The 20,773-nt window shown below is 73.7% G+C and carries 13 protein-coding genes; 6 read left to right on the forward strand and 7 right to left on the reverse strand.

The features are described from left to right. Positions 1-39: 39 nt before the first annotated feature. A complete protein-coding gene (locus ACWGJO_RS18190; protein ID WP_452184919.1) occupies positions 40-1,008 on the forward strand; it encodes a phosphatase PAP2 family protein in 969 nt (322 codons plus the stop codon). Positions 1,009-1,084: 76 nt separating this feature from the next. On the opposite strand, the gene ACWGJO_RS18195 is transcribed toward ACWGJO_RS18190, so the two are convergent. After that, positions 1,085-4,111 carry a bifunctional [glutamine synthetase] adenylyltransferase/[glutamine synthetase]-adenylyl-L-tyrosine phosphorylase gene (locus ACWGJO_RS18195; RefSeq protein ID WP_452184921.1) on the reverse strand — a complete coding sequence of 1,009 codons (3,027 nt, stop codon included), beginning with the start codon at positions 4,109-4,111 and terminating at the stop codon, positions 1,085-1,087. A gap of 247 nt (positions 4,112-4,358) precedes the next feature. Here ACWGJO_RS18195 and ACWGJO_RS18200 point away from each other — a divergent pair, with 247 nt between their 5' ends. Then, entirely contained in the window at positions 4,359-5,486 is a 1,128-nt protein-coding gene (locus tag ACWGJO_RS18200; RefSeq protein ID WP_452184922.1) for an acyltransferase family protein, read from the forward strand. Here the strand turns inward: ACWGJO_RS18200 and ACWGJO_RS18205 are convergent. Further along, positions 5,458-6,720, reverse strand: a complete 1,263-nt coding sequence (locus tag ACWGJO_RS18205; RefSeq protein WP_452184924.1) for a hypothetical protein — start codon at positions 6,718-6,720, stop codon at positions 5,458-5,460. The genes ACWGJO_RS18200 and ACWGJO_RS18205 overlap by 29 nt on opposite strands. A 180-nt stretch (positions 6,721-6,900) precedes the next feature. Then, positions 6,901-8,262, reverse strand: coding sequence for a type I glutamate--ammonia ligase (gene glnA, locus ACWGJO_RS18210; protein ID WP_359896944.1), 1,362 nt, complete (start codon positions 8,260-8,262; stop codon positions 6,901-6,903). Positions 8,263-8,435: 173 nt separating this feature from the next. On the opposite strand from glnA, the gene ACWGJO_RS18215 reads away from it, so the two are divergent. Continuing rightward, on the forward strand, positions 8,436-10,190 hold the full coding sequence (locus ACWGJO_RS18215; RefSeq protein WP_452184926.1) for an NAD+ synthase: 1,755 nt from the start codon (positions 8,436-8,438) through the stop codon (positions 10,188-10,190). 3 nt (positions 10,191-10,193) lie between these two features. On the opposite strand, the gene ACWGJO_RS18220 is transcribed toward ACWGJO_RS18215, so the two are convergent. From ACWGJO_RS18220 to ACWGJO_RS18230, 3 genes are all read right to left on the reverse strand, one after another. After that, entirely contained in the window at positions 10,194-11,249 is a 1,056-nt protein-coding gene (locus tag ACWGJO_RS18220; protein WP_452184928.1) for an endonuclease/exonuclease/phosphatase family protein, read from the reverse strand. A 209-nt stretch (positions 11,250-11,458) separates the two neighbouring features. Next, the gene (locus ACWGJO_RS18225; protein WP_387689356.1) at positions 11,459-12,088 is read right to left on the reverse strand and encodes a TetR/AcrR family transcriptional regulator; all 630 of its coding nucleotides are present in this window, start codon (positions 12,086-12,088) and stop codon (positions 11,459-11,461) included. A gap of 161 nt (positions 12,089-12,249) precedes the next feature. Then, on the reverse strand, positions 12,250-13,857 hold the full coding sequence (locus ACWGJO_RS18230; protein ID WP_452184930.1) for an MFS transporter: 1,608 nt from the start codon (positions 13,855-13,857) through the stop codon (positions 12,250-12,252). Between the two features lie 300 nt (positions 13,858-14,157). Between ACWGJO_RS18230 and panB the strand changes: the two genes are divergently transcribed. The 3 genes from panB (at position 14,158) to ACWGJO_RS18245 (ending at position 17,051) form a co-directional block, all read left to right on the forward strand. Then, positions 14,158-15,027, forward strand: a complete 870-nt coding sequence (panB, locus tag ACWGJO_RS18235) for a 3-methyl-2-oxobutanoate hydroxymethyltransferase (protein WP_452184932.1) — start codon at positions 14,158-14,160, stop codon at positions 15,025-15,027. Between the two features lie 171 nt (positions 15,028-15,198). After that, entirely contained in the window at positions 15,199-16,221 is a 1,023-nt protein-coding gene (locus ACWGJO_RS18240; RefSeq protein ID WP_452184934.1) for an ATP-binding cassette domain-containing protein, read from the forward strand. After that, positions 16,218-17,051, forward strand: coding sequence for an ABC transporter permease (locus ACWGJO_RS18245; protein WP_452184936.1), 834 nt, complete (start codon positions 16,218-16,220; stop codon positions 17,049-17,051). The genes ACWGJO_RS18240 and ACWGJO_RS18245 overlap by 4 nt, the downstream gene beginning before the upstream one ends. A gap of 220 nt (positions 17,052-17,271) precedes the next feature. Here ACWGJO_RS18245 and ACWGJO_RS18250 read toward each other — a convergent pair whose 3' ends face one another. Then, positions 17,272-20,715, reverse strand: a complete 3,444-nt coding sequence (locus ACWGJO_RS18250; RefSeq protein ID WP_452184938.1) for an AfsR/SARP family transcriptional regulator — start codon at positions 20,713-20,715, stop codon at positions 17,272-17,274. Positions 20,716-20,773: the final 58 nt, after the last annotated feature.

A 20,773-nucleotide genomic window follows, 5' to 3' on the forward strand; every position in this document is an offset into this window, starting at 1 on the left:
GAGCGGACGGCTACGAGCGGTCTGGCAGACTTGCCGTCCATGGGGGAACCGACCGAGATCCAGCGAGGCGACGCCGGGCGCGCCGACGCGGCCAGTGGTGGCGGTTCCGAGGCAGCGAAGGCCCTCCCCGGCCGCCTGCCCGATGGAGCCACCCGTGCCGCACAGTCCCGTACCGCCGTCCTGCGCGGCCGCATCGGCGCCCAGCGCCGGTCACCGGCCAGACCGCGGATCTGGTTCGAACTGGCGCTGATCGGGATCAGCTACTGGATCTACTCGATCGTGCGCAACGCGGTTCCCGAACAGGAAGCGATAGCCCAGAAGCACACGCGCTGGATCTGGGACCTGGAACAGCACCTCGGCATCGCCGTCGAGCGCTCGATCAACCACGCCGTGGACAGCGTCGGGTGGCTCATCACCGGGATGAACTACTACTACGCGACGCTGCACTTCGTGATCACGATCGGCGTGCTGGTCTGGCTCTACCGCAGCCACCCCGGGCGCTACGTCGCGGCCCGCACCGTGCTGTTCGTGACCACCGGGATCGCCCTGGTCGGCTTCTACTTCTTCCCGCTGGCCCCGCCCCGGCTGATGACCGACGGCGGCTTCATCGACACCGTGAAGGTCCACGGGACCTGGGGCTCGATGGCCTCCGGGCCCGCCGCGCACGTCTCCAACCAGTACGCGGCCATGCCCTCGATGCACATCGGCTGGTCGATGTGGTGCGGCCTGGCGATCTTCTTCCTGGCCCGCCGGACGTGGGTCCGGGTGCTCGGCCTGCTGTACCCCGCCGCCACCCTGGTGGTCATCGTCTCCACCGCCAACCACTTCTGGATGGACGCCGTCGGCGGCGAGCTCTGCCTGGCCGTGGGCTTCCTCGCCGCCCGCTGGCTCTACCACGAGTGGGTCTACAAGCTGCCCAGGGTGCCCGCCCGGGAGACGCCGGCCGAGCAGCCGGTCACCGTGCCCGAGCAGTGGAGCGAACCCGCGGTCAGCAGCGCACGCCGCTAGCGGCGCCGCGCCGGCCCGCACGCCGGCCGCCCGGAACGTCGAAGGGGCCCCGCACGGGGCCCCTTTCGCGTGCCCGTCAGCCGGAGCCGTAGAACAGCCGGTCCACCACACCCCGGGCCCGCCGGGTGATCCGCCGGTAGTCGTCCAGCAGCTCGCCGCTGTGCCCGGAGCCGTACCCGAGGTAGCGGGCCACCCCGGCCAGCTCCCGGGCCTCCCCCGGGAAGCTGTCCCCGGGCCGGCCGCGCACCAGCATCACCGCCGCCCGCACCCGGGAGGCCAGCACCCAGGCCGCGTCCAGCACCTCGGCGTCCTCCGACCCGACCAGCCCGGCCTGCGCGGCGGCCGCCAGTGCCGCCCTGGTCCGGGTGGTGCGCAGGGCCGGCAGCTCGTGCCCGTGCCGGAGCTGCAGCAGCTGCACCGTCCACTCGACGTCCGCCAGCCCGCCCCGGCCGATCTTGGTGTGGGTGGTCGGGTCGGCCCCGCGCGGCAGCCGCTCGGCCTCGATCCGCGCCTTGATCCGGCGGATCTCCACCAGGTCCCGCTCCGGCACCCCGCCGCCGGGGAAGCGCAGCGGGTCGATCAGCCGGCGGAACCGCGCGCCCAGCTCCTCGTCCCCGGCCACCGGCTCGGCCCGCAGCAGCGCCTGGCTCTCCCAGGCGTGCGACCAGCGCCGGTAGTAGGCCGCGTACGAGGCCAGGGTGCGCACCAGCGGGCCGCTGCGGCCCTCCGGCCGCAGGTCCGCGTCGACCAGCAGCGGCGGCTCGGTGGAGGGCGCGCCCAGCTGGGTACGCAGCTCGTGGCAGACCGCCTGGGCGGCCCGGGCCGCCTCCTCCTCCAGCGAGCCCAGCAGCGGCTCGTGGACGAAGAGCACGTCCGCGTCCGAGCCGTAGCCCAGTTCGTGGCCGCCGAAGCGGCCCATCGCGATCACCGAGATCCGGGTCGGCAGATCCCCGTGCTCGGCCTCCCACCCGGCGACGCAGGCGCGCAGCGCGCCGCCCAGGGTGGCGGCGTTGAGCGCGGTGAGCGCCTCCCCCGCGGTGTCCAGCGCCTCGGCGGGGTCCTCCCCGAGCCGCCCGAGCACGTCCGCCGCGGCGGTGCGGAACAGCTCCCGGCGGCGCACCGAACGGGCGGCGGCCACCGCGGCGTGGGTGGACCCGGCCCGGCCGACGGCGGCCAGCACCTCCGACTGCAGCGCCGCCCGGCCGCGCGGCTCCAGGCCGCGCGGATCGCCCAGCATGGCCACCGCCTCGGGGGCGCGCAGCAGCAGGTCGGGGGCGAGCCGGCCGGCCGACAGCACCCGGGCCAGCTGCTCGGCGGCGGCGCTCTCGTCCCGCAGCAGCCGCAGGTACCAGGGCGTGCGGCCGAGCGCGTCGGAGACCTGGCGGAAATTGAGCAGCCCGGCGTCCGGGTCGGCGGACTCGGCGAACCAGCCGAGCAGCACCGGCAGCAGGGTCCGCTGGATCGCGGCCTTGCGGCTCACCCCGGAGGCGAGCGCGCCGAGGTGCCGCAGCGCGGCCGCCGGGTCCGCGTAGCCCAGCGCCTCCAGCCGGGCCCGGGCCGCGTCCGGGCTCAGCCCGGTGGCGCCCTGCGGCAGTTCGGCGACGGCGTCCAGCAGCGGCCGGTAGAACAGCTTCTCGTGCAGCCGCCGGACCTCCATCGCGTGCCGCTTCCACTCGCGCTGCAGCGCGGCCACCGGGTCGGCGCGGGTGTCGTCGTTGATCAGCGCCGCCAGCGAGCGGGCCAGCCGGCGCAGGTCCTCGTCGGCGGTGGGCATCAGGTGGGTGCGGCGCAGCCGGTACAGCTGGATGCGGTGCTCCAGCGAACGCAGGAAGCGGTACGCGGCGTCCAGCGAGGCGGCGTCCGCCCGGCCCACGTACCCGCCCCGGGAGAGGGCGGCCAGCGCCTCCAGGGTGTTGCCGCTGCGCAGCGCCGGGTCTGTGCGGCCGTGCACCAGCTGGAGCAGCTGTACGGAGAACTCGACGTCGCGCAGCCCGCCCGGGCCGAGCTTGAGCTGGCGGTCCAGCTCGGTGGCCGGGATGGAGTCGACCACCCGGCGGCGCATCTGCTGCACGTCGGCGACGAAGTTCTCCCGGGCGGCGGCCTGCCAGACCATCGGGGCGAGCGCCTCGACGTACGCGGCGCCGAGTTCCGCGTCCCCGGCGACCGGGCGGGCCTTGAGCAGCGCCTGGAACTCCCAGGTCTTGGCCCAGCGCTGGTAGTAGGCGAGGTGGCTGGCGAGGGTGCGCACCAGCGGGCCGTTGCGCCCCTCGGGGCGCAGGTTGGCGTCCACCGGCCAGATCGTTCCCTCGCCGGTGGTGTCCGCGCACAGCCGGGTGAGGGCGGCGGCCAGCCGGGTCGCGGCCCTGATCGCCTCCGCTTCGTCCACGCCCTCGCGCGGCTCGGCGACGAAGACCACGTCCACGTCCGAGACGTAGTTGAGCTCGCGGCCGCCGCACTTGCCCATGCCGATCACGGCGAGCCGGCAGGCCGCGGCGGCCTCCGGGTCCTGCTCGGCGGCGAGGTCGAGGGCGGTCTGGAGGGTGGCACCGGCCAGGTCGGCGAGTTCGGCGGCGGTCTGCGCGAGGTCGGTGGTACCGGTGAGGTCGCGGGCGGCGATGGCGAGCAGGCAGCGGCGGTAGGCGACGCGCAGCGCGTTGGCGGGGCCGCGGGCGTCGTCCCGGACGCCTTCGGCGAGGGCCCGGCGGAAGTCCTCCGGGCCCGGGTGCATGTCGCGCAGTTCGAAGGTGACCAGCACGTGCCAGTCGTGCGGGTGCCGGGCCAGGTGGTCGCCGAGCGCGGTGGAGACGCCGAGCACGCCGAGCAGCCGGTCGCGCAGCGGCTTGGAGGTGGTGAGGGTGTCGCGCAGGGTGTGCCGGTCGGCCTCGTCGGCGGCCTCCAGCAGCCGGGCCAGGCCGAGCAGCGCGAGGTCGGGGTCGGCGGTGGCACCGAGCGCGTCCAGCAGCAGCGGGTCGTCGGCCAGGCCCTCCAGCCCGGGGCCCTCCAGCAGCCGTACCGCCCGCGCCGGGTCGGTGAACCCGCGCCGGACCAGCCGGTTCTCCGGCCGGCTGACCCGGCTCCCGGCCCGCTGCTCCTCGACCGCCATCGACCCCTCCGTCCGTCCGAGGACCGCCCTCGCACCCGCGTCCTCAGGACCCGCCCCCGGATCCCTGCCGGGTCCGAGCCGCGGGCCCTAGCAGGCTACGCGCCCCCGGTGCCCGCCGCCGGACGCGCCCGCCGGGTGGACACGGCCGGCCCCTCGACCGCCGTAGGCGTGACCTCGTCCCGGCCGCGCTCGTTCAGCCGGTCGCCGCGGCGCTGCCCGCGGCCCCGCCCCTTCCCCCGGAGCGCCGATGCCCACGACCGGCCCCGCCCGCCTGCCCTCGCTCACCGGGCTGCGCTTCTGGGCTGCCCTGCTGGTGGTGGTCTACCACCTCTCCCACAAGGTGGGCACGCTTCCGGTGCTCGGCCCGCTCGCCTGGTACGGCCGTTCGGGTGTGACGTTCTTCTTCGTGCTCTCCGGCTTCGTGCTGGCCTGGACGTACGGGGCCTCGCCCGCCCCGGCCGGGGCCCTGGCCTTCGCCCGCCGCCGCTTCGCCCGGATCTGGCCGCTGCACCTGCTGACCACCGTGCTGTCCCTGGGCGCGGACGCGGCGATCGGCGCGGTGCTTCCGGTGGTGGCCGCGCTCTGGTCGCTGGCGCTGGTGCACCCGTGGGCGCTGCCCACCGTCTACGGCGGCAACCCGGCCTCCTGGTCGCTGGGCGCCGAGGCCTGGTTCTATCTGCTGTTCCCGCCGCTGCTGCGTCTGCTGGCCCCGCGCCGGCGCGCCTGGCTGCCGCTCGCGGCCCTGTGCACCGCGCTCGGCCCGGTGCTCTGGGCGGCCGGCGCCCTGCTGCCCGCCGACCCGACGGTGCGCGGCTGGCTGCTGGACTATCTGCCGCTGACCCGGACCCCGCAGTTCGTCCTCGGCGTGGTCACCGGCCTGGCCGTGCGGCACGGCGCGCTCCCCCGGGTGCGGTCGGCGCGGTCGGGGCTCCTGCCGGCGGCCGCCGCCGTGGCGCTCTGGCACCTGCTGCTGGTCCCCTGGCACGCCGCCGTCCCGGACGCCCTCTGGTACGGCCCGTACAGTGCCTCCCAGTTGCTCCCCGCGCCGCTGTTCGCGGCCCTGCTGGCGGCCGCCGCCCGGCGCGACGCCGCCGGGTGCCCGCCCCGGCCGCTGGCGGGCCGCACGGCCGTCCGGCTCGGCGAGTGGTCGTTCGCCTGGTACCTGGTGCACGAGATCGGCATCCGCTGCTGGCTGTCCGTCCAGGGCCGCCCGGCGCCGGGGGCCGCGACGCTCGGTGTCTGGCTGCTGCTGGCCGGCGGTTCGCTGGCCGCCGCGGGCGTGCTGTACCGCTGGGTGGAGCGCCCCTGCGAGCGGCTGCTGCGCGGCGCCGTGGTGCGACGGGGGATCAGCCCTCGGTGGAGCCGTCCAGGTTGACGTAGGCGTAGAAGACGCCGAGGTCGTAGCCGTCCTTGTCGGTGTCGAACAGCACCTTGATGTCGGTGTCCCCGTTGCGCAGGAACGGCGAGATGTCCCAGCGGTTGGAGTCGTAGCCGAAGTTGTTGCGGTTGTACGGGGTGCGGACGAACTGGTCGGCCGGGGTGAGCTCCTCGATGGTGGAGTTGAACGCGTCGTTGGAGGCGTGGTTGAGGTCCGAGAAGAGCGCCAGGGGGCCGTTGGTGGACTTGATGGCGAGGGTGTCGCCGGTCCACTTGAGGTCGCCGTCGTAGACCACGAAGCCGAGCTTGCCCTCCACCGGGCCGGCGGCCGGGGTCCTGAGCCCGGTGAGGTCGAACTCGCGCGGCGGGCTGTCGGGCAGTTCGACCCGGAAGCCGTCCCACAGGTGGACGTGCCGGTAGGGCTTGCACTCGTTCTCGTAGGCGACCACGATCGTCCAGCCGCCCCAGCTGTGCGGCTTCACCACCGAGTCCATGTTGGCGACGGTGTAGGTGCCGTTGCCGGCCTGCCTGACCAGGTCGGTGATGTCGGCGGAGGCCTGGTAGCTGCTCTCCACGTCGGTGGTGATGTAGCCGATGGAGGGCTGGTCGTTGGCGATGTTGCGGTACTGGGGCTCGCCCGGGACCTTCAGGTACACCTCGTCGATCTGGTTCTCCGGCAGCACGACGTCGTCGATGCCGCGGGTGCCTCCCCAGTACAGCCGGGCGTACTTGACCCGGGAGCCGTCGATCAGGCCGAGGTCGGCGGAGCTGGCGGAGTAGATCGCGTCACCGAGCGGGCCGACCGAGCCCGGGTCGATGTTGATGTACTTCATCTCGTACTTGTTGTTGATCGGCCTGGTGCCGAGGCCCTTGCGGGCGTCCAGGCAGGGCGGCTGCTCCGGGTCGAGCGGCGCCTTGGTCTCGTCGCAGGTCATCAGGGAGTTGCTGATCCGGGTGACGGAGCCGTGGAAGTCGCCCTCGAAGCGGGTGGTGAACGGCAGTTGGTTCTCGGCGATCGTGGTGGCCCGCTGCTTGGCGCGCTGGGCGGGCTGGCCGTGCCGGGCGTGCTGGACTCCCGCCTCCGGCCCGGAGGCCGTGCCCGAACCACGGGCGTCTGCGGTGGTCGGGGCGGCCAGCAGTTGGCCGGCGACGGCGGCGACGGCGGCGCCCGCGACGCAGGTCCGGCGGAGGAGCAGGCGGGTGGCGGAGGCGCGACTGACGGAGGAGATCATGTGATCCTCTTTCAGGATGGACGGACGAGCAGGCCGGTCGGACCACAACTCTCCGTCACATAAGCATCACATTCCGCCACCGGTGCGGCGATTCCGTCACAGGTCCACTCCATAGCAGGGCCCGCTGCCGCCCTCCTGGGCGACAGCGGGCCGACGGGGGTTTGAGCGGCCGTCACCCGCTCACAGCACCTGGAGGTTCTTCCGCAGCTCGAACGGCGTCACCTCGGAGCGGTACTCCTCCCACTCCTGGCGCTTGTTCCTGAGGAAGAAGTCGAAGACGTGCTCGCCGAGGGTCTCGGCGACGAGTTCGCTGCGCTGCATCAGGTCGATGGCCTCGCCGAGGTTCTGCGGCATCGGCTGGATGCCGAGGGCGCGGCGCTCGGAGTCGGACAGCGCCCACACGTCGTCGTCGGCGCCGGGCGGGAGCTCGTAGCCCTCCTCGATGCCCTTCAGGCCGGCCGCGAGGGTGACGGCGTAGGCGAGGTACGGGTTGCAGCCGGTGTCCAGGGAGCGGACCTCGATCCGGGTGGAGCCCTGCTTGCCCGGCTTGTACATCGGCACCCGGATCAGCGCCGAGCGGTTGTTGTGGCCCCAGCAGATGTAGGACGGCGCCTCGCCGCCGGCCCCGGCGGTGCGCTGGGAGCCGCCCCAGATCCGCTTGTAGGAGTTCACCCACTGGTTGGTGACGGCGGCGGTCTCGGCGGCGTGCTTCAGCAGGCCCGCGATGAAGGACCGGCCGACCTTGGACAGCTGGTACTCGGCGCCGGACTCGTGGAACGCGTTGCGGTCGCCCTCGAACAGCGAGACGTGGGTGTGCATGCCGCTGCCGGGGTGCTCGGAGAACGGCTTGGGCATGAAGCTCGCGTGCACGCCCTGCTCCAGCGCGACCTCCTTCATGACCAGCCGGAAGGTCATGATGTTGTCGGCGGTGGACAGCGCGTCGGCGTAGCGCAGGTCGATCTCCTGCTGGCCGGGGGCGCCCTCGTGGTGCGAGAACTCGACCGAGATGCCCATCGACTCCAGCATCGTGATCGCCTGTCGGCGGAAGTCGTGGCCCACACCCCGCGGGGTGTGGTCGAAGTAGCCGGAGTGGTCGGCGGGGATCGGCGGGGTGCCGTCGCCGGGCAGGTTCTTCAGCAGGAAGAACTCGATCTCCGGGTGGGTGTAGAAGGTGAAGCCCTGCTCGGAGGCCTTCTCCAGGGTGCGCTTGAGCACGAACCGGGGGTCGGCGTAGGACGGCGATCCGTCCGGCATCAGGATGTCGCAGAACATCCGGGCGGTGCCCGGGGTCTCCGAGCGCCACGGCAGGATCTGGAAGGTGGTCGGGTCCGGCTTGGCGATCATGTCGGACTCGTACACCCGGGCGAAGCCCTCGATCGCCGAGCCGTCGAACCCGATGCCCTCCTCGAAGGCCTGCTCCAGCTCGGCCGGCGCCACCGCGACCGACTTCAGGAACCCGAGCACGTCGGTGAACCACAGCCGGACGAACCGGATGTCACGCTCTTCGAGCGTCCGAAGCACGAACTGCTGCTGCTTGCCCATGGGGACAGTCTCACCTCTGCTCTTTACGCTCGTGTTACGCCCCGGAGGCCGTGGAAAGACCTCGTAAAGCGGTTGCCCCCATCATGGCCGATCCCCGCCCGGCCCGGCAGCGCCGACCCCGCCGCAGGCTCCCGCCCAGGACATCGCGTCAGTTGGACGATTACACTCGGGGCATGCCCAATCTCCGTCTCGCCCTGAGCCAGATCGACCCCTGGGTCGGTGACCTCGCCCGCAACGGCGACGAGGTGGTGCGCTGGGCCAAGCGGGCCGCGGAGGCCGGTGCGCAGCTGGTCGCCTTCCCCGAGATGGCCCTCACCGGGTACCCGGTGGAGGACCTCGCCCTGCGCCACTCCTTCATCGAGGCCTCCCGCGCCGCGCTGGTCGAGCTGGCCGGCCGCCTGGCCGCGGAGGGGCTGGGCGAGATCCCGGTGCTGGTCGGCTACCTCGGGCGCTCCGAGCACGCCTCGCCGCGCTTCAACCGTCCGGCCGGCTCCCCGCAGAACTGCGCCGCGGTGCTGCACCGGGGCGAGGTGGTGACCCGGTTCGCCAAGCACCACCTGCCCAACTACGGCGTGTTCGACGAGTTCCGCTGGTTCGTCCCCGGCGACCAGCTGCCGGTGCTGCGGCTGCACGGGGTGGACGTCGCGCTGGCCGTCTGCGAGGACATCTGGCAGGACGGCGGCCGGGTCACCGCCGCCCGCGAGGCCGGCGCCGGGCTGCTGCTGGTGATCAACGGCTCCCCGTACGAGCGGAACAAGGACGACCAGCGGCTGGAGCTGGTGCGCCGCCGGGCGGCCGAGGCGGGCTGCACCCTGGCGTACGTCAACATGGTCGGCGGCCAGGACGAGCTGGTCTTCGACGGCGACTCGATCGTGGTCGGCGCGGGCGGCGAAGTCCTGGCCCGCTCCCCGCAGTTCGAGGAGCACCTGCTGGTGCTGGACCTCGACCTGCCGGCCGCCGCGGGGGACGACACCGACGGACTGCTGCTGAGCGACGGGCTGCACCTGGTCCGCACCGAGCTGGGCGGCGAACCGCAGGCCGCCCCCGCCGAGCGGCTCACCGCCGAGGTGGCGCCGCGGCGGTCCGACGAGGCCGAGATCTGGGCCGCGCTGGTCTCCGGCACCCGGGCGTACGTGACCAAGAACGGCTTCTCGTCCGTGCTGATCGGCCTCTCCGGCGGCATCGACTCGGCGGTGGTGGCCGCGATCGCGGTGGACGCGGTGGGCGCGCGGAACGTGCACGGCGTCTCGATGCCCAGCCGCTACTCCTCCCAGCACTCCCGGGACGACGCGGCCGAGCTGGCCCGCCGCACCGGACTGCCCCTGCGGACCGTCTCCATCGCCCCGATGTTCGACGCCTACCTGGCGGCGACCGAGCTGACCGGCCTCGCCGAGGAGAACCTCCAGTCCCGGCTGCGCGGCACCCTGCTGATGGCGATCTCCAACCAGGAGGGGCACATCGTGCTCGCGCCCGGCAACAAGAGCGAGCTGGCGGTCGGCTACTCGACGCTGTACGGCGACTCGGTGGGCGCCTACGGACCCATCAAGGACGTCTACAAGTCACTGGTGTTCCGGCTGGCCCGCTGGCGCAACGAGGAGGCCGTGCGGCGCGGCGAGGTGCCGCCGATCCCGGAGCACACCATCACCAAGCCGCCGTCCGCCGAGCTGCGGCCGGACCAGGTGGACACCGACTCGCTGCCCCACTACGACCTGCTGGACGGCGTGCTGGCCCGCTACATCGAAGGCGACGAGGGCCGGGACTCGATCGTGGCGGACGGCTTCGACCCGGCCGTGGTGGACCGGGTGGTCCGGCTGGTCGACACCGCCGAGTACAAGCGGCGCCAGTACCCGCCGGGCCCGAAGGTCTCGGCCAAGAACTTCGGCCGGGACCGCCGCCTGCCGATCACCAACCGCTGGCGGCGCGGCTGACCGCTACGCCGAGTACCGGTAGGTGGCGGCCACCGCGAGGTGGTCGCTGCCGTCCCGGGACAGGGTGCGGGAGTCCACCGGCGTGAGCCCGCCCTTGCTCATGATCTGGTCGATCCGCGCCATCGGGAAGGCCGCCGGCCAGCTGAAGCCGAAGCCGTCGCCGGCGGCGCCCTGGGCCGAGCGCATCTGCGAGGTGACCGGCGCCAGGCTGCGGTCGTTCATGGTGCCGTTGAGGTCGCCGAGCAGCAGGACCTTCTTCAGCGGCTCGGCCTGGATCGCGTTGCCGAGCGCCTGCGCGCTGAGGTCCCGCTGGTTGACGGTGAAGCCGCCCTCGGCCTTCAGCCGCACCGAGGGCAGGTGCGCCACGTACACGGCGACCGGGCCCTGCGGGGTGGTGACCTCGGCCCGGAAGGCCCTGGTCCAGCCCATCTTGAGGTCCACCGGGGAGACGTCCTCGATCGGGTACTTCGACCAGAGCCCGACCGTGCCCTCCACGGTGTGGTACGGGTAGGCGCCGGCGAGCCCGGTCTCGTACGAGCGCAGCTGCCGGCCGGCCAGCTCCTGCAGGGCGACGATCTGGGCGCCGGAGTCCACCAGGGTGCGGACGGTGCCCGGCACGTCGGTGTTGGCGGCGGCGACGTTGTGGCTGACCACCGTCCAGTCGCCCTTGCCGCCGCTCTTGTCGGACAGCAGCCCGCCGAACAGGTTGACCCAGAGCACGACGGGCAGCAGCAGGGCGAGCAGCGCGGTGGCGGAGCGGCGCAGCAGCGCGGGTACCAGCAGCACCGGGACGGCCAGGCCCAGCCAGGGCAGGAAGGTCTCCAGCAGGCTGCCGAGGTTGCCGACGCTGTTGGGCACCTCGGCGTGGAAGGCGAGCAGTGCGGCGGTGAGCACGGCCAGCACGGCGACCACCAGGCCGCGCCGCCAGGTGCCGCTGCCGCGGGCGTCCCGGCCCCAGTGGCGCAGGCCGAGGAAGCCGCCGCGACGCACCGCGGGGGCCGGGCCGTCGGCGTCGCCCCCGGGGGCCGCGATCCGCTCGGTCCTGTCCGCCTGCGCCATGTAGTGGCTCCCGTCGCTCGTGCCGTCGCCGCTCCGGTGTCCGGCCCGTCGTCGGGCGGGCGTTCACCGGTCCGGTGCCGGTTTGATCGAATGTCCGGCTCAGCCTATGCCGGGACAGACGTCGGTCCCGCTGAGCGGGTTCCGGCGTGGCCCGGTTTGGTGAGCGAGGCCACGTTCGGGGCCGGGTCGGGCCGGGTCGGGCCGGGCGGTCAGCGGGGTGCGAGGCCTTCGAGCACGGAGTCGACCAGCTTGCGGGCCAGGTCCGGGTCCTCCAGGTCGGAGTCGTCCCACAGGATGCTGCGGTAGAGGATCGGCCCCATCAGGAGGTCGTTGAGCAGTTCCAGGTCGAGGTCGTCGCGGATCACGCCCTCGGCGACGGCCTGGCCGATCAGGCGGAGCCCGACCTCCCGGCGCGGCTTGATCACCCGCTCCCGGTACGCGGAGTACAGCTCGGGCAGGGTCTGCATCTGGCCGAGGGCCGCCTTGAGCACCCAGCGGGTGCGCTTGGCCAGGCCGCGCCGGCGGACGTGGTCGACCAGGGCGATCAGGTCGGCCCGGGCGCCGGCGCCGGTGGGCTCCGGCAGCGGCTCCTCCAGCCTGCTGACCACGTCGACCAGCAGGGCCTCCTTGTTGGACCAGCGCCGGTAGATGGTGGCCTTGCCGACGCCGCCGGCGGCGGCGATGCCCTCGATGGTGAGCTCGGACAGCGCGGTACCGCCGGCCATCAGGTCCTCGACGGCCGTGAAGATGGCCTGCTCGGCGGCCTCGCTCCGGGGCCGGCCACGGCGCACCTCCGCGCAGTGCTGCCCGGTGTCGGCGGTCGGCGTGTCCGTCTTCATCCCCGCTGTCTCTCCCTCGCTCTCCCCGGCGGCGCTGGCGCCGCGGGGTGTCCCTCGGTGGGTCCGCGGCGGGGGCCCGCCCCGGACCGAGGCCCTGCCGCCCTGGGCGCACCCGGGCGACAGGGCCATTGTCGCTCAGCCACGGTGGGCCCGGCCGCTGGTCAGGCCTCCGCGGCCGCGGCCTCGCGCTCCTGGCCGCGCTGTTCGGGGGCCGGGCCGGCCGGACCGGCGGGGGCGGCCGAGCGGCGCGGCAACAGGAACCAGGCGACGACGGCCCCGATCACCGAGACGCCCGCCGAGAGCGAGGCCACCACGTGCATGGCGTGGACGAAGGCGTCGTTCGCCGGGGCGATCAGCGCCTGGCCGCCGGGGATGCGGTCGGCGATGGCCAGGGTGGCCTCCAGCGACTCGCCGGCCTTGTCGCGCAGGCCCTCGGGCAGGTGGGTCAGGGTGTCGGCCATCCCGTCGCGGTAGACGGTGGAGAGCACCGCGCCGAGCACGGCGACCCCGAGCGAGCCGCCGACCTGGCGGAAGGTGTTGTTGACGGCCGAGCCGGCGCCGGCCTTCTCCCGGGGCAGCGAGGCCATGATCGCGACGGTGACCGGCGGCATGACGTGCGCCATACCGGCACCCATCACCAGGCCGAGCACGACCAGCACCCAGATCGGGGTGGTGGCGGTCAGCACGACGTAGCCGACGAAGCCGACCGCGACCAGCAGCATGCCGCAGGTCGCGGTGGCGGCGACGCCGAAGCGGTCGACCACCAGCCGGGCCCGCGGGGCGAACACCAGCTGGGCGGCGGCCAGCGGCAGCATCAGCACACCGGCCTGGAGGGCGCTGTAGCCGCGCACGCTCTGGATGTAGAAGACGCCGAAGAACGAGACGCCCATCAGCGCGAAGAAGATCACGCCGACGACCACCACGGACGCGCTGAACACCTTGTTGCGGAACCAGGTGACGTCCAGCGCGGGGAACGCGGTGCGGCGCTCGAACCAGACGAAGGCGACCAGCGCGACCACGCCGACCAGGGTCGGCGCCCAGGCCTCGACCGCGGTGAAGTCGGCCAGCTCGCCGCCCTTGATGATGCCGTAGATCAGCGAGACCAGGCCGACGATCGACAGCAGCACGCCGATCGGGTCCATCCGGCCCGGGCTGGGGTCCTTGGACTCGGGGACCAGGATCACCATCGCGATCACCGCGACGACCACGATCGGGACGTTGATCAGGAAGACCGAGCCCCACCAGAAGTGCTCGATCAGCAGGCCGCCGGTGATCGGGCCGATGGCGATGGCCAGGCCGACCGCGCCGGCCCAGATCCCGATCGCCTTGGGCTGCTCGGAGCGCTCGAAGACGTTCATGATGATCGCCAGCGTGGCGGGCATCGCGAGCGCGCCGCCGACACCCATCAGGGCGCGGTAGCCGATGAGTTCACCGGGCGAGGCGGCCAGCGCGGACAGCAGCGAGGCGATGCCGAAGACCACCATGCCGGCCAGCAGCGCGCGCTTGCGGCCGAACCGGTCGCCGAGCAGGCCGGAGGTGAACAGCAGCCCGGCGAAGACCAGGGTGTAGGAGTTGATCGACCATTCCAGGTCGCTCTGGGTGGCCCCGAGACCGACCGGCGCGGGCGTCGCGATGGTCTTCATCGCGACGTTGAGGATCGAGTTGTCGAGCACGACGACGAGCAGGGCGAGCAGCAGGGTGCCGAGGATCGCCCAGCGCCGACGGTGGATGGCTTCCGGCACGCGGGGTGGCGCGGCTGCGGTGGTCATGGGTGTTTCCCGTCCGTGGTGGTGTGGCACTGGCGGGCATTCCGAGCCGCATACGTCTCGTAACCCCCCGCACCAGAGTAACGGGCGATACGATACGAGACGAATCCGTTTCGTAAAGAGCAGGCAAATTCGGCGTCCGCCGGCGCACCCGGCGGGGATGACCCGCGTGCCCGGTGTGTCCCGGATCGCACCGGGACGCCCGCACCCCTCTTTGCGCGGGCGCCGGGGCGTGCAAGCATGGAGGTGATCCGGGGACGCCGTACGGCGCCACGAGACGACAACCCTTCAGGAGTCCGTTCGATGAACGCTTCTACGCCTTCGCCTGCCCAGAACCAGGCGTCGACCGCCACCCTCTACGGCGGGGTCACCAACCGCCGTGTCACCGTCCGCGACCTCGCCGCCGCCAAGCGGCGCGGCGAGAAGTGGTCGATGCTCACCGCCTACGACGCCCTCACCGCGGGCGTGTTCGACGAGGCCGGCATCCCGGTGCTGCTGGTCGGCGACTCGGCGGGCAACTGCCACCTCGGCTACGAGACCACCGTCCCGGTGACCATGGATCAGATGGTGATGCTCTCCGCCGCCGTCGTCCGCGGCACCGAACGGGCCATGATCGTCGCCGACCTGCCGTTCGGCTCGTACCAGGAGTCCCCCGCGCAGGCCATGCACAACGCGGCCCGGCTGATGAAGGAGGCCGGGGTCGGCGCGGTCAAGCTGGAGGGCGGGGAGCGCAGCGCCCGTTCGATCGAGCTGCTGGTCGAGGCCGGCGTCCCGGTGATGGCCCACATCGGCCTCACCCCGCAGTCCGTGCACGCCCTCGGCGGCTACCCCGTCCAGGGCCGCGGCGACGAGGCGGCGCACCAGCTGCTGCGCGACGCCAAGGCCGTCCAGCAGGCGGGCGCCTTCGCCGTGGTGCTGGAGGCCGTCCCGGCCGAGCTGGCCGCCCAGGCCACCGAGCAGCTGGCGATCCCGACCGTCGGCATCGGCGGCGGACCGGACACCGACGCCCAGGTGCTGGTCTGGACCGACATGGCCGGCATGACGGCCGGCCGGGTGCCCAAGTTCGTCAAGCAGTACGCCGACCTGCGGACCGTCCTCGGCGACGCCGCCCGGGCGTACGCCGAGGACGTGCGCTCCGGCGCCTTCCCGGCGGCGGAGCACAGCTTCCGCTGACACCCGCTCCTCGCGGCCCGCGGCCCCGTTCCGGTTCGGAGCGGGGCCGCTGCCGTGCCCGGGGCCGCGTCCGGAGGCCGGGGAACGCCTCCGGCGGCCGGTGACAGCGGCCTGACAGCACACGGCGCCGGCCGACAGGGAGCTGACAGCGCGGGCGGACACCCTGAGGGCATGACACGAATCGCGACAGCCCCGAACGACCGGGGAACCACCTCTCGGAACGCCGTGGAGGTGCACGGCATCGTCAAGCACTACGGCGAGACCAAGGCCCTCGACGGGGTCGACCTCACCGTCGAGGAAGGCACCGTCCTCGCCCTGCTCGGCCCCAACGGCGCGGGCAAGACCACCCTGGTGCGCGTCCTCTCCACCCTGATCAAGCCGGACGCCGGCACCGCGTTCGTCGGCGGCTACGACGTGCTGCGCCAGCCCAAGCAGCTGCGCCGCACGATCGGCCTCACCGGCCAGTACGCATCCGTGGACGAGCTGCTCTCCGGGTACGAGAACCTCTACCTCATCGGCCGGCTGCTCGACCTCCCCCGCAAGGAGGCCAGGGCCCGGGCCGCCGAACTGCTGGAGCGCTTCTCGCTCACCGAGGCCGCCAAGCGGACCGCCAAGACCTACTCCGGCGGCATGCGCCGCCGCCTCGACCTGGCCGCCAGCATGATGGGCCGCCCCCGGGTGCTCTACCTGGACGAGCCCACCACCGGCCTCGACCCGCGCACCCGCAACGAGGTCTGGGACGAGGTGCAGCGCATGGTCGCCGAGGGCAGCACCGTGCTGCTGACCACCCAGTACATGGAGGAGGCGGAGCAGCTCGCGAACGAGCTGACCGTCATCGACCGCGGCCGGGTGATCGCCAACGGCGCCGTCTCCGAGCTCAAGGCCAAGGTCGGCGGCCAGACCCTCCAGGTCCGCCCGGCCGACCCGGCCGAGCTGCCCGAGATGGCCCGCTGCCTGCACCGGAGCGGCATCCTCAACGCCACCTTCTCCGCCGACACCGGCCTGCTCGCGGTGCCGATCACCGGCGAGGAGCAGCTGACCGCGGTGATCGGGGTGCTCGGCACCCGCGGCTTCGCCGTCGCCGGCATCGACACCAAGGTGCCCAGCCTGGACGAGGTCTTCCTCGCCATCACCGGCAAGCCCGCCTCCGCCGCGGTGCCCGCCCCCAGCCTCGCCAAGGAGCCCGTCGCATGACCACCGCCACGCTCACCCCCTCCCGGGCCCGGGACACCCGGCCGCCGGCGGAGGACTCCCGGATCGGCCTGGCCGGCACCCTGCGCCACGTCGGCGCGCTGACCCGGCGCAACCTGATGCGGATCAAGGCCGACCCGGAGTCGATGTTCGACGCCGTGCTGATGCCGATCATCTTCACCGTGCTGTTCGTCTACGTCTTCGGCGGCGCGATGGCCGGCAACCAGGACGACTACAAGCAGTACCTGATCCCCGGTTTGCTCGGACAGACCGGCCTCACCCTCGCGATGGCCGTCGGCACCGGCCTCAACAGCGACTTCCAGACCGGCGTGATGGACCGCTTCCGCACCCTGCCGATCGGCCGGGCCTCGGTCCTGCTGTCCAAGATCGTCGCCGAGACCCTGCGCGGACTGCTCTCCTTCGCGATCCTGATCGGCTTCGCGATGTGCATCGGCTTCGAGGTGCGGACCGGACCGCTGGAGGTGCTGGCCACCATCGGCCTGGCCCTGGTGTTCGGCATGTCGATCGTCTGGATCTCGATGCTGCTGGGCATGGCCCTGCGCAGCGCCCAGGCCGTCCAGGGCGTGGCCATGCTGGTCCTGATGCCGATGCAGTTCGGCAGCTCGATCTTCGCCAGGCCCGACACCATGCCGGGCTGGCTGAAGTCCTTCACCGAGGTCAACCCGCTGTCGGCGCTGGCCGACGCCTCCCGCTCCCTGCTCAACGGCGAGGGCCCGGTGGCCCACCCGGTGATGATCGTGCTGGTCTGGTCGGCCGCCGTCACCGCGATCTTCGCCCCGCTGGCGGTCGCCCGGTTCCGCAAGCGGACCTGACCCCACGACCGCCGTCGGCTCCCCCTCGACTCCCGCCGGGAAGGGCCGGCGGACGAGAACGGCCGGCCGCCCGGGACAGGCGCCGGCCGCAGAACGGGCCCGTGCGGCCGGTGACCGGGGGACGGGCGCCGGCCGCACGGGCTCGGGGAGTCCGCGGAGTCCGCGGAGCCCGGGGAGCCCGGGGAGCCCGGGGAGCCCGGGGAGCCCGCCGAGTCCGGGGCTAGCCGATCAGCCCCTCCAGCAGCTCGAAGGCCTGCTCCTGGGACGTCCCGACCCCGCCGTCCCGGGCCTCCTCGTACTCGGCGTCGCCCATCACCTCCCGCAGGACGGCCTCCGTGCGCGCCCGCTCGGACCGCTCCAGGTAGCCGCCCTTGGGGCCGTTCAGCCCGCCGTGCGCGCCCATCAGCACGGCCGCCGCCCGGGCCCGCTCCAGGTCCCCGTCGCGCCCGGCGAAGCTGCACAGCACCGCCGTCACCGCGGGCACCACCATGACCGTCATGTGCTCGGCGAAGCCGCTCGCCGCCGTCACCGCCCGCAGCTGCCGCCAGCCGTCGCACAGCAGCGCGAACCCCGCCTCCGGATCGCCGGCCCGGGCCGTGATCCAGCCCCGGGCGCTCAGCAGCATCCCGGTCACCAGGCTCGGCGCGAAACCGCCGACCCGGACCGTGTCCAGCTCGTCCAGCTCGGCCAGCGCCAGCTCGAACTCGCCGCGCTGGGCGTGCAGTCCGCAGAGCGTCAGGTGGCCGAACATCAGGGCCCCGGTGGTGGACTGGTTGAGTCCCGGGGTCTCGATCGAGGCCAGCGCCTCCCGGACGACCCGCTCGCCGCGGTCCACGTCGTGCTCCAGCAGGGCGGTGCCCAGATTCACCCGCAGGATCGGCACCTCCAGCGGCGCCCCCAGCTCCTCGACCAGCCCGATCGCCCGCTCGTACGCCTCCGCGGCGGCCGCGGACTCGCCCCGGTTGGCCAGCGACTCGCCGTGCGCCGACAGCGCCTGGGAGATCCCCCAGAGGTTGCCCGCCCGCTCGTACAGCTCCAGCGAGCGCTTGCCGTCCACGATGCTCTGCTCCGCGCCGCTCGGCCAGTCGTTCAGCATCCTGGCCCGCACCTGCAGGATGAACGCCAGGTCGCTCGGCCCGCCGTACCGCTCGCAGCCGAGCACGGCGTCGTCCAGCAGGTCCTTCATCACCTCCAGGCGGCCGGCCAGGAACGCGCCGAACACCCGCATCAGCGCCGGGAAGCGGTAGGACTGCGGCAGGTCCGGGGTGTAGGCGTCCATCAGCCGCTGGGCGACCTCGACCGCCTCCCGGTCGCCGAGGACGTCCAGGTTGCCCTCGAACAGCCCGATCAGCCGGACCATCGCGAGCAGCCGGCGGGCCTCCTCGACCACCGGCGCGGACAGCGGCAGCTCGTACGCGAACACGCTGTGCTCCAGCGGCACCGCCCGCGGGGCGTCCGGGGCGAACGGGTCCGGGCCGAGCGCGCCGACCGCGGTGTACCAGGTACGCGCCTCCATGCTGTAGCCGCGCAGCGACCAGTACCAGCTCATGCCGAGGGCGAGCAACAGCGCCTGATCCTCGTCCCGCAGGTCGATCGCCCGGCGCAGCGCCGCGCGGATGTTGTCCTGCTCGCGCTCCAGCACCGCCAGCCAGTGCAGCTGCCGGGGGCCGTGGATCTGCGTGTCCGCGACCGAGATCATGGTGCGGAAGTGCGCCAGGTGACGGGCCTCGGTGGCGGCGCGCTCCGCGGCGGACGCGGCCAGGCGCTCGGTCGCGTACTCGTGGATGGTCTCCAGCATCCGGTAGCGCGGCAGGCTGGCCCCGTCCAGGTCGGCCACCAGCAGGGACTTGTCGACCAGCGACAGCAGCAGGTCGGCGACCTCGCCGGTGGCCACCTCGACGCCGTCGGCGCAGACCGCCTCGGCGTCCTCCAGCTGCCAGCCGCCCGCGAACACCGCGAGCCGGCGCAGCACCGCCCGCTCCCGCTTGCCCAGCAGGTCCCAGCTCCAGTCGACCACCGCGCGCAGCGTCTGCTGGCGCGGCAGCAGGGTGCGGCTGCCCGCGGTGAGCAGCGCGAACCGGCCGTCCAGCCGGTCGGCTATCTGGCGCGCCGTCATCACCCGCAGCCGGGCGGCGGCCAGTTCGATGGCCAGCGGCAGCCCGTCCAGCCGACGGCAGATCTCGGCACAGGCCTCCGGGTCGCCCTGCGGATCGAAGCCGGGACGGGCGGCGGCCGCGCGCTCGACGAACAGCCGCAGCGCGACCGGGTCGGGCAGCGGCTCCACCGGCAGCACCGTCTCCCCCGGCACGCCCAGCGGCTCGCGGCTGGTGGCGAGCACCGTCAGCCCGGGGCACTCGGCGAGCAGTACGTCGGCGAGGTCGGCGGCCGCCTGGATCAGGTGCTCGCAGTTGTCCAGGACGAGCAGCATCCGGCGGTGGCCGCAGTGCTCGACCAGCCGGCGCACCGGGTCCTCGGCCCGCTTCTCGATCACCTCGGCGACCATGCTGGTGCTGTGCAGCACGATCTCGCGCAGGCCGAGCGCCGAGACCACGGCGGCGGGCACCGCGTCCGGGCTCTCCAGCGGGGCGAGTTCGGCCACCCAGACGCCGTCCGGCCAGCCCCCGGCGGACTGCTCGGCGCGGCCGGCCTCGGTCGAGAGGCTGGTCTTGCCGGAGCCGCCGGGGCCGGTCAGGGTCACCAGTCGACGGTCCGTCAGCATCGCGCGCAGCGCGGCGAGATCGTCCTCGCGGCCGACGAAGCTGGTCAGCCGGCCGCGCAGGTTGCCGCCGGGGCGCGGAAGTTGGGGCGCCGCGGGGGCCGGGGTGGCGGCGGGGTCGGGGGCGGGATCCGGGTTCCGTCCCTCCTGGGTCGCCGGGGCCTTCGGGTCCGCCGGGCCCGTCAGGTCCGCCGGGTCCGCCGGGTTCGTCGGGTTCGTCGGGCTTGTCAGGTCCGTCGGAGCGAGCAATTCGGCGTACAGGGAACGGAGTCCGCGCCCCGGGTCGACGCCGAGCTCGTCGGCCAGGGCGCGCCTGGTCCGCTCGTAGTGGCGCAGCGCCTCGGCCGTCCGCCCGCCCTCGTGCAGCGCCCGGATCATCAGCAGCTGCAACGGCTCGTCCAGCGGCTGCCGTTCGCACAGCTCGGCCAGTTCGGCGATCAGCTCGGCGGCCCGGCCGAGGCCGAGGTCCGCGGTGATCCGGTGGCGCCGGGCCTCCTCGTACTGGGCCTCCAGCCGGACGGCCGGTCCGGTGCGGTCCGGCAGGTCGGCGAGCGCGGGGCCGCGCCACAGGGCCAGGCCGGCGCGCAGCCGCTCGGCCGCGAGCGCGTGGTCCCCGGCGTCCAGGGCGCGGCGGCCCTCACCGGTCAGCCGCTGGAAGTCGGCGAGGTCGGTGGCCGGGCCGGTCAGCCAGTACCCGGCCGGACCGGAGCCGACCTCGTCCCGGCCGATGGTGCGGCGCAGCCGGCCGACCAGGGTCTGGAGCGCGGCGGAGGAGTCCTGCGGCGGCTCGGCCTCCCACACCTCGTCCACCAGCAGGTCGGCCGGCACCGGCCGGCCCTGCCGCAGGGCCAGGGCGGTGAGCAGGGCCCGCAGCCGGGCGCCGCCGATCGCTACCGGCGTGCCGTCGTCGTGGTGGGCCGTCGTCGTCCCGAGGATGCCGTAGTGCACCGCACCATTCTGGTCGATGCCCGGGGGAAGGGCCGCACAATTGTGCTGGGCCCCTCCC

Source organism: Kitasatospora sp. NPDC054795 (genome assembly GCF_053611565.1).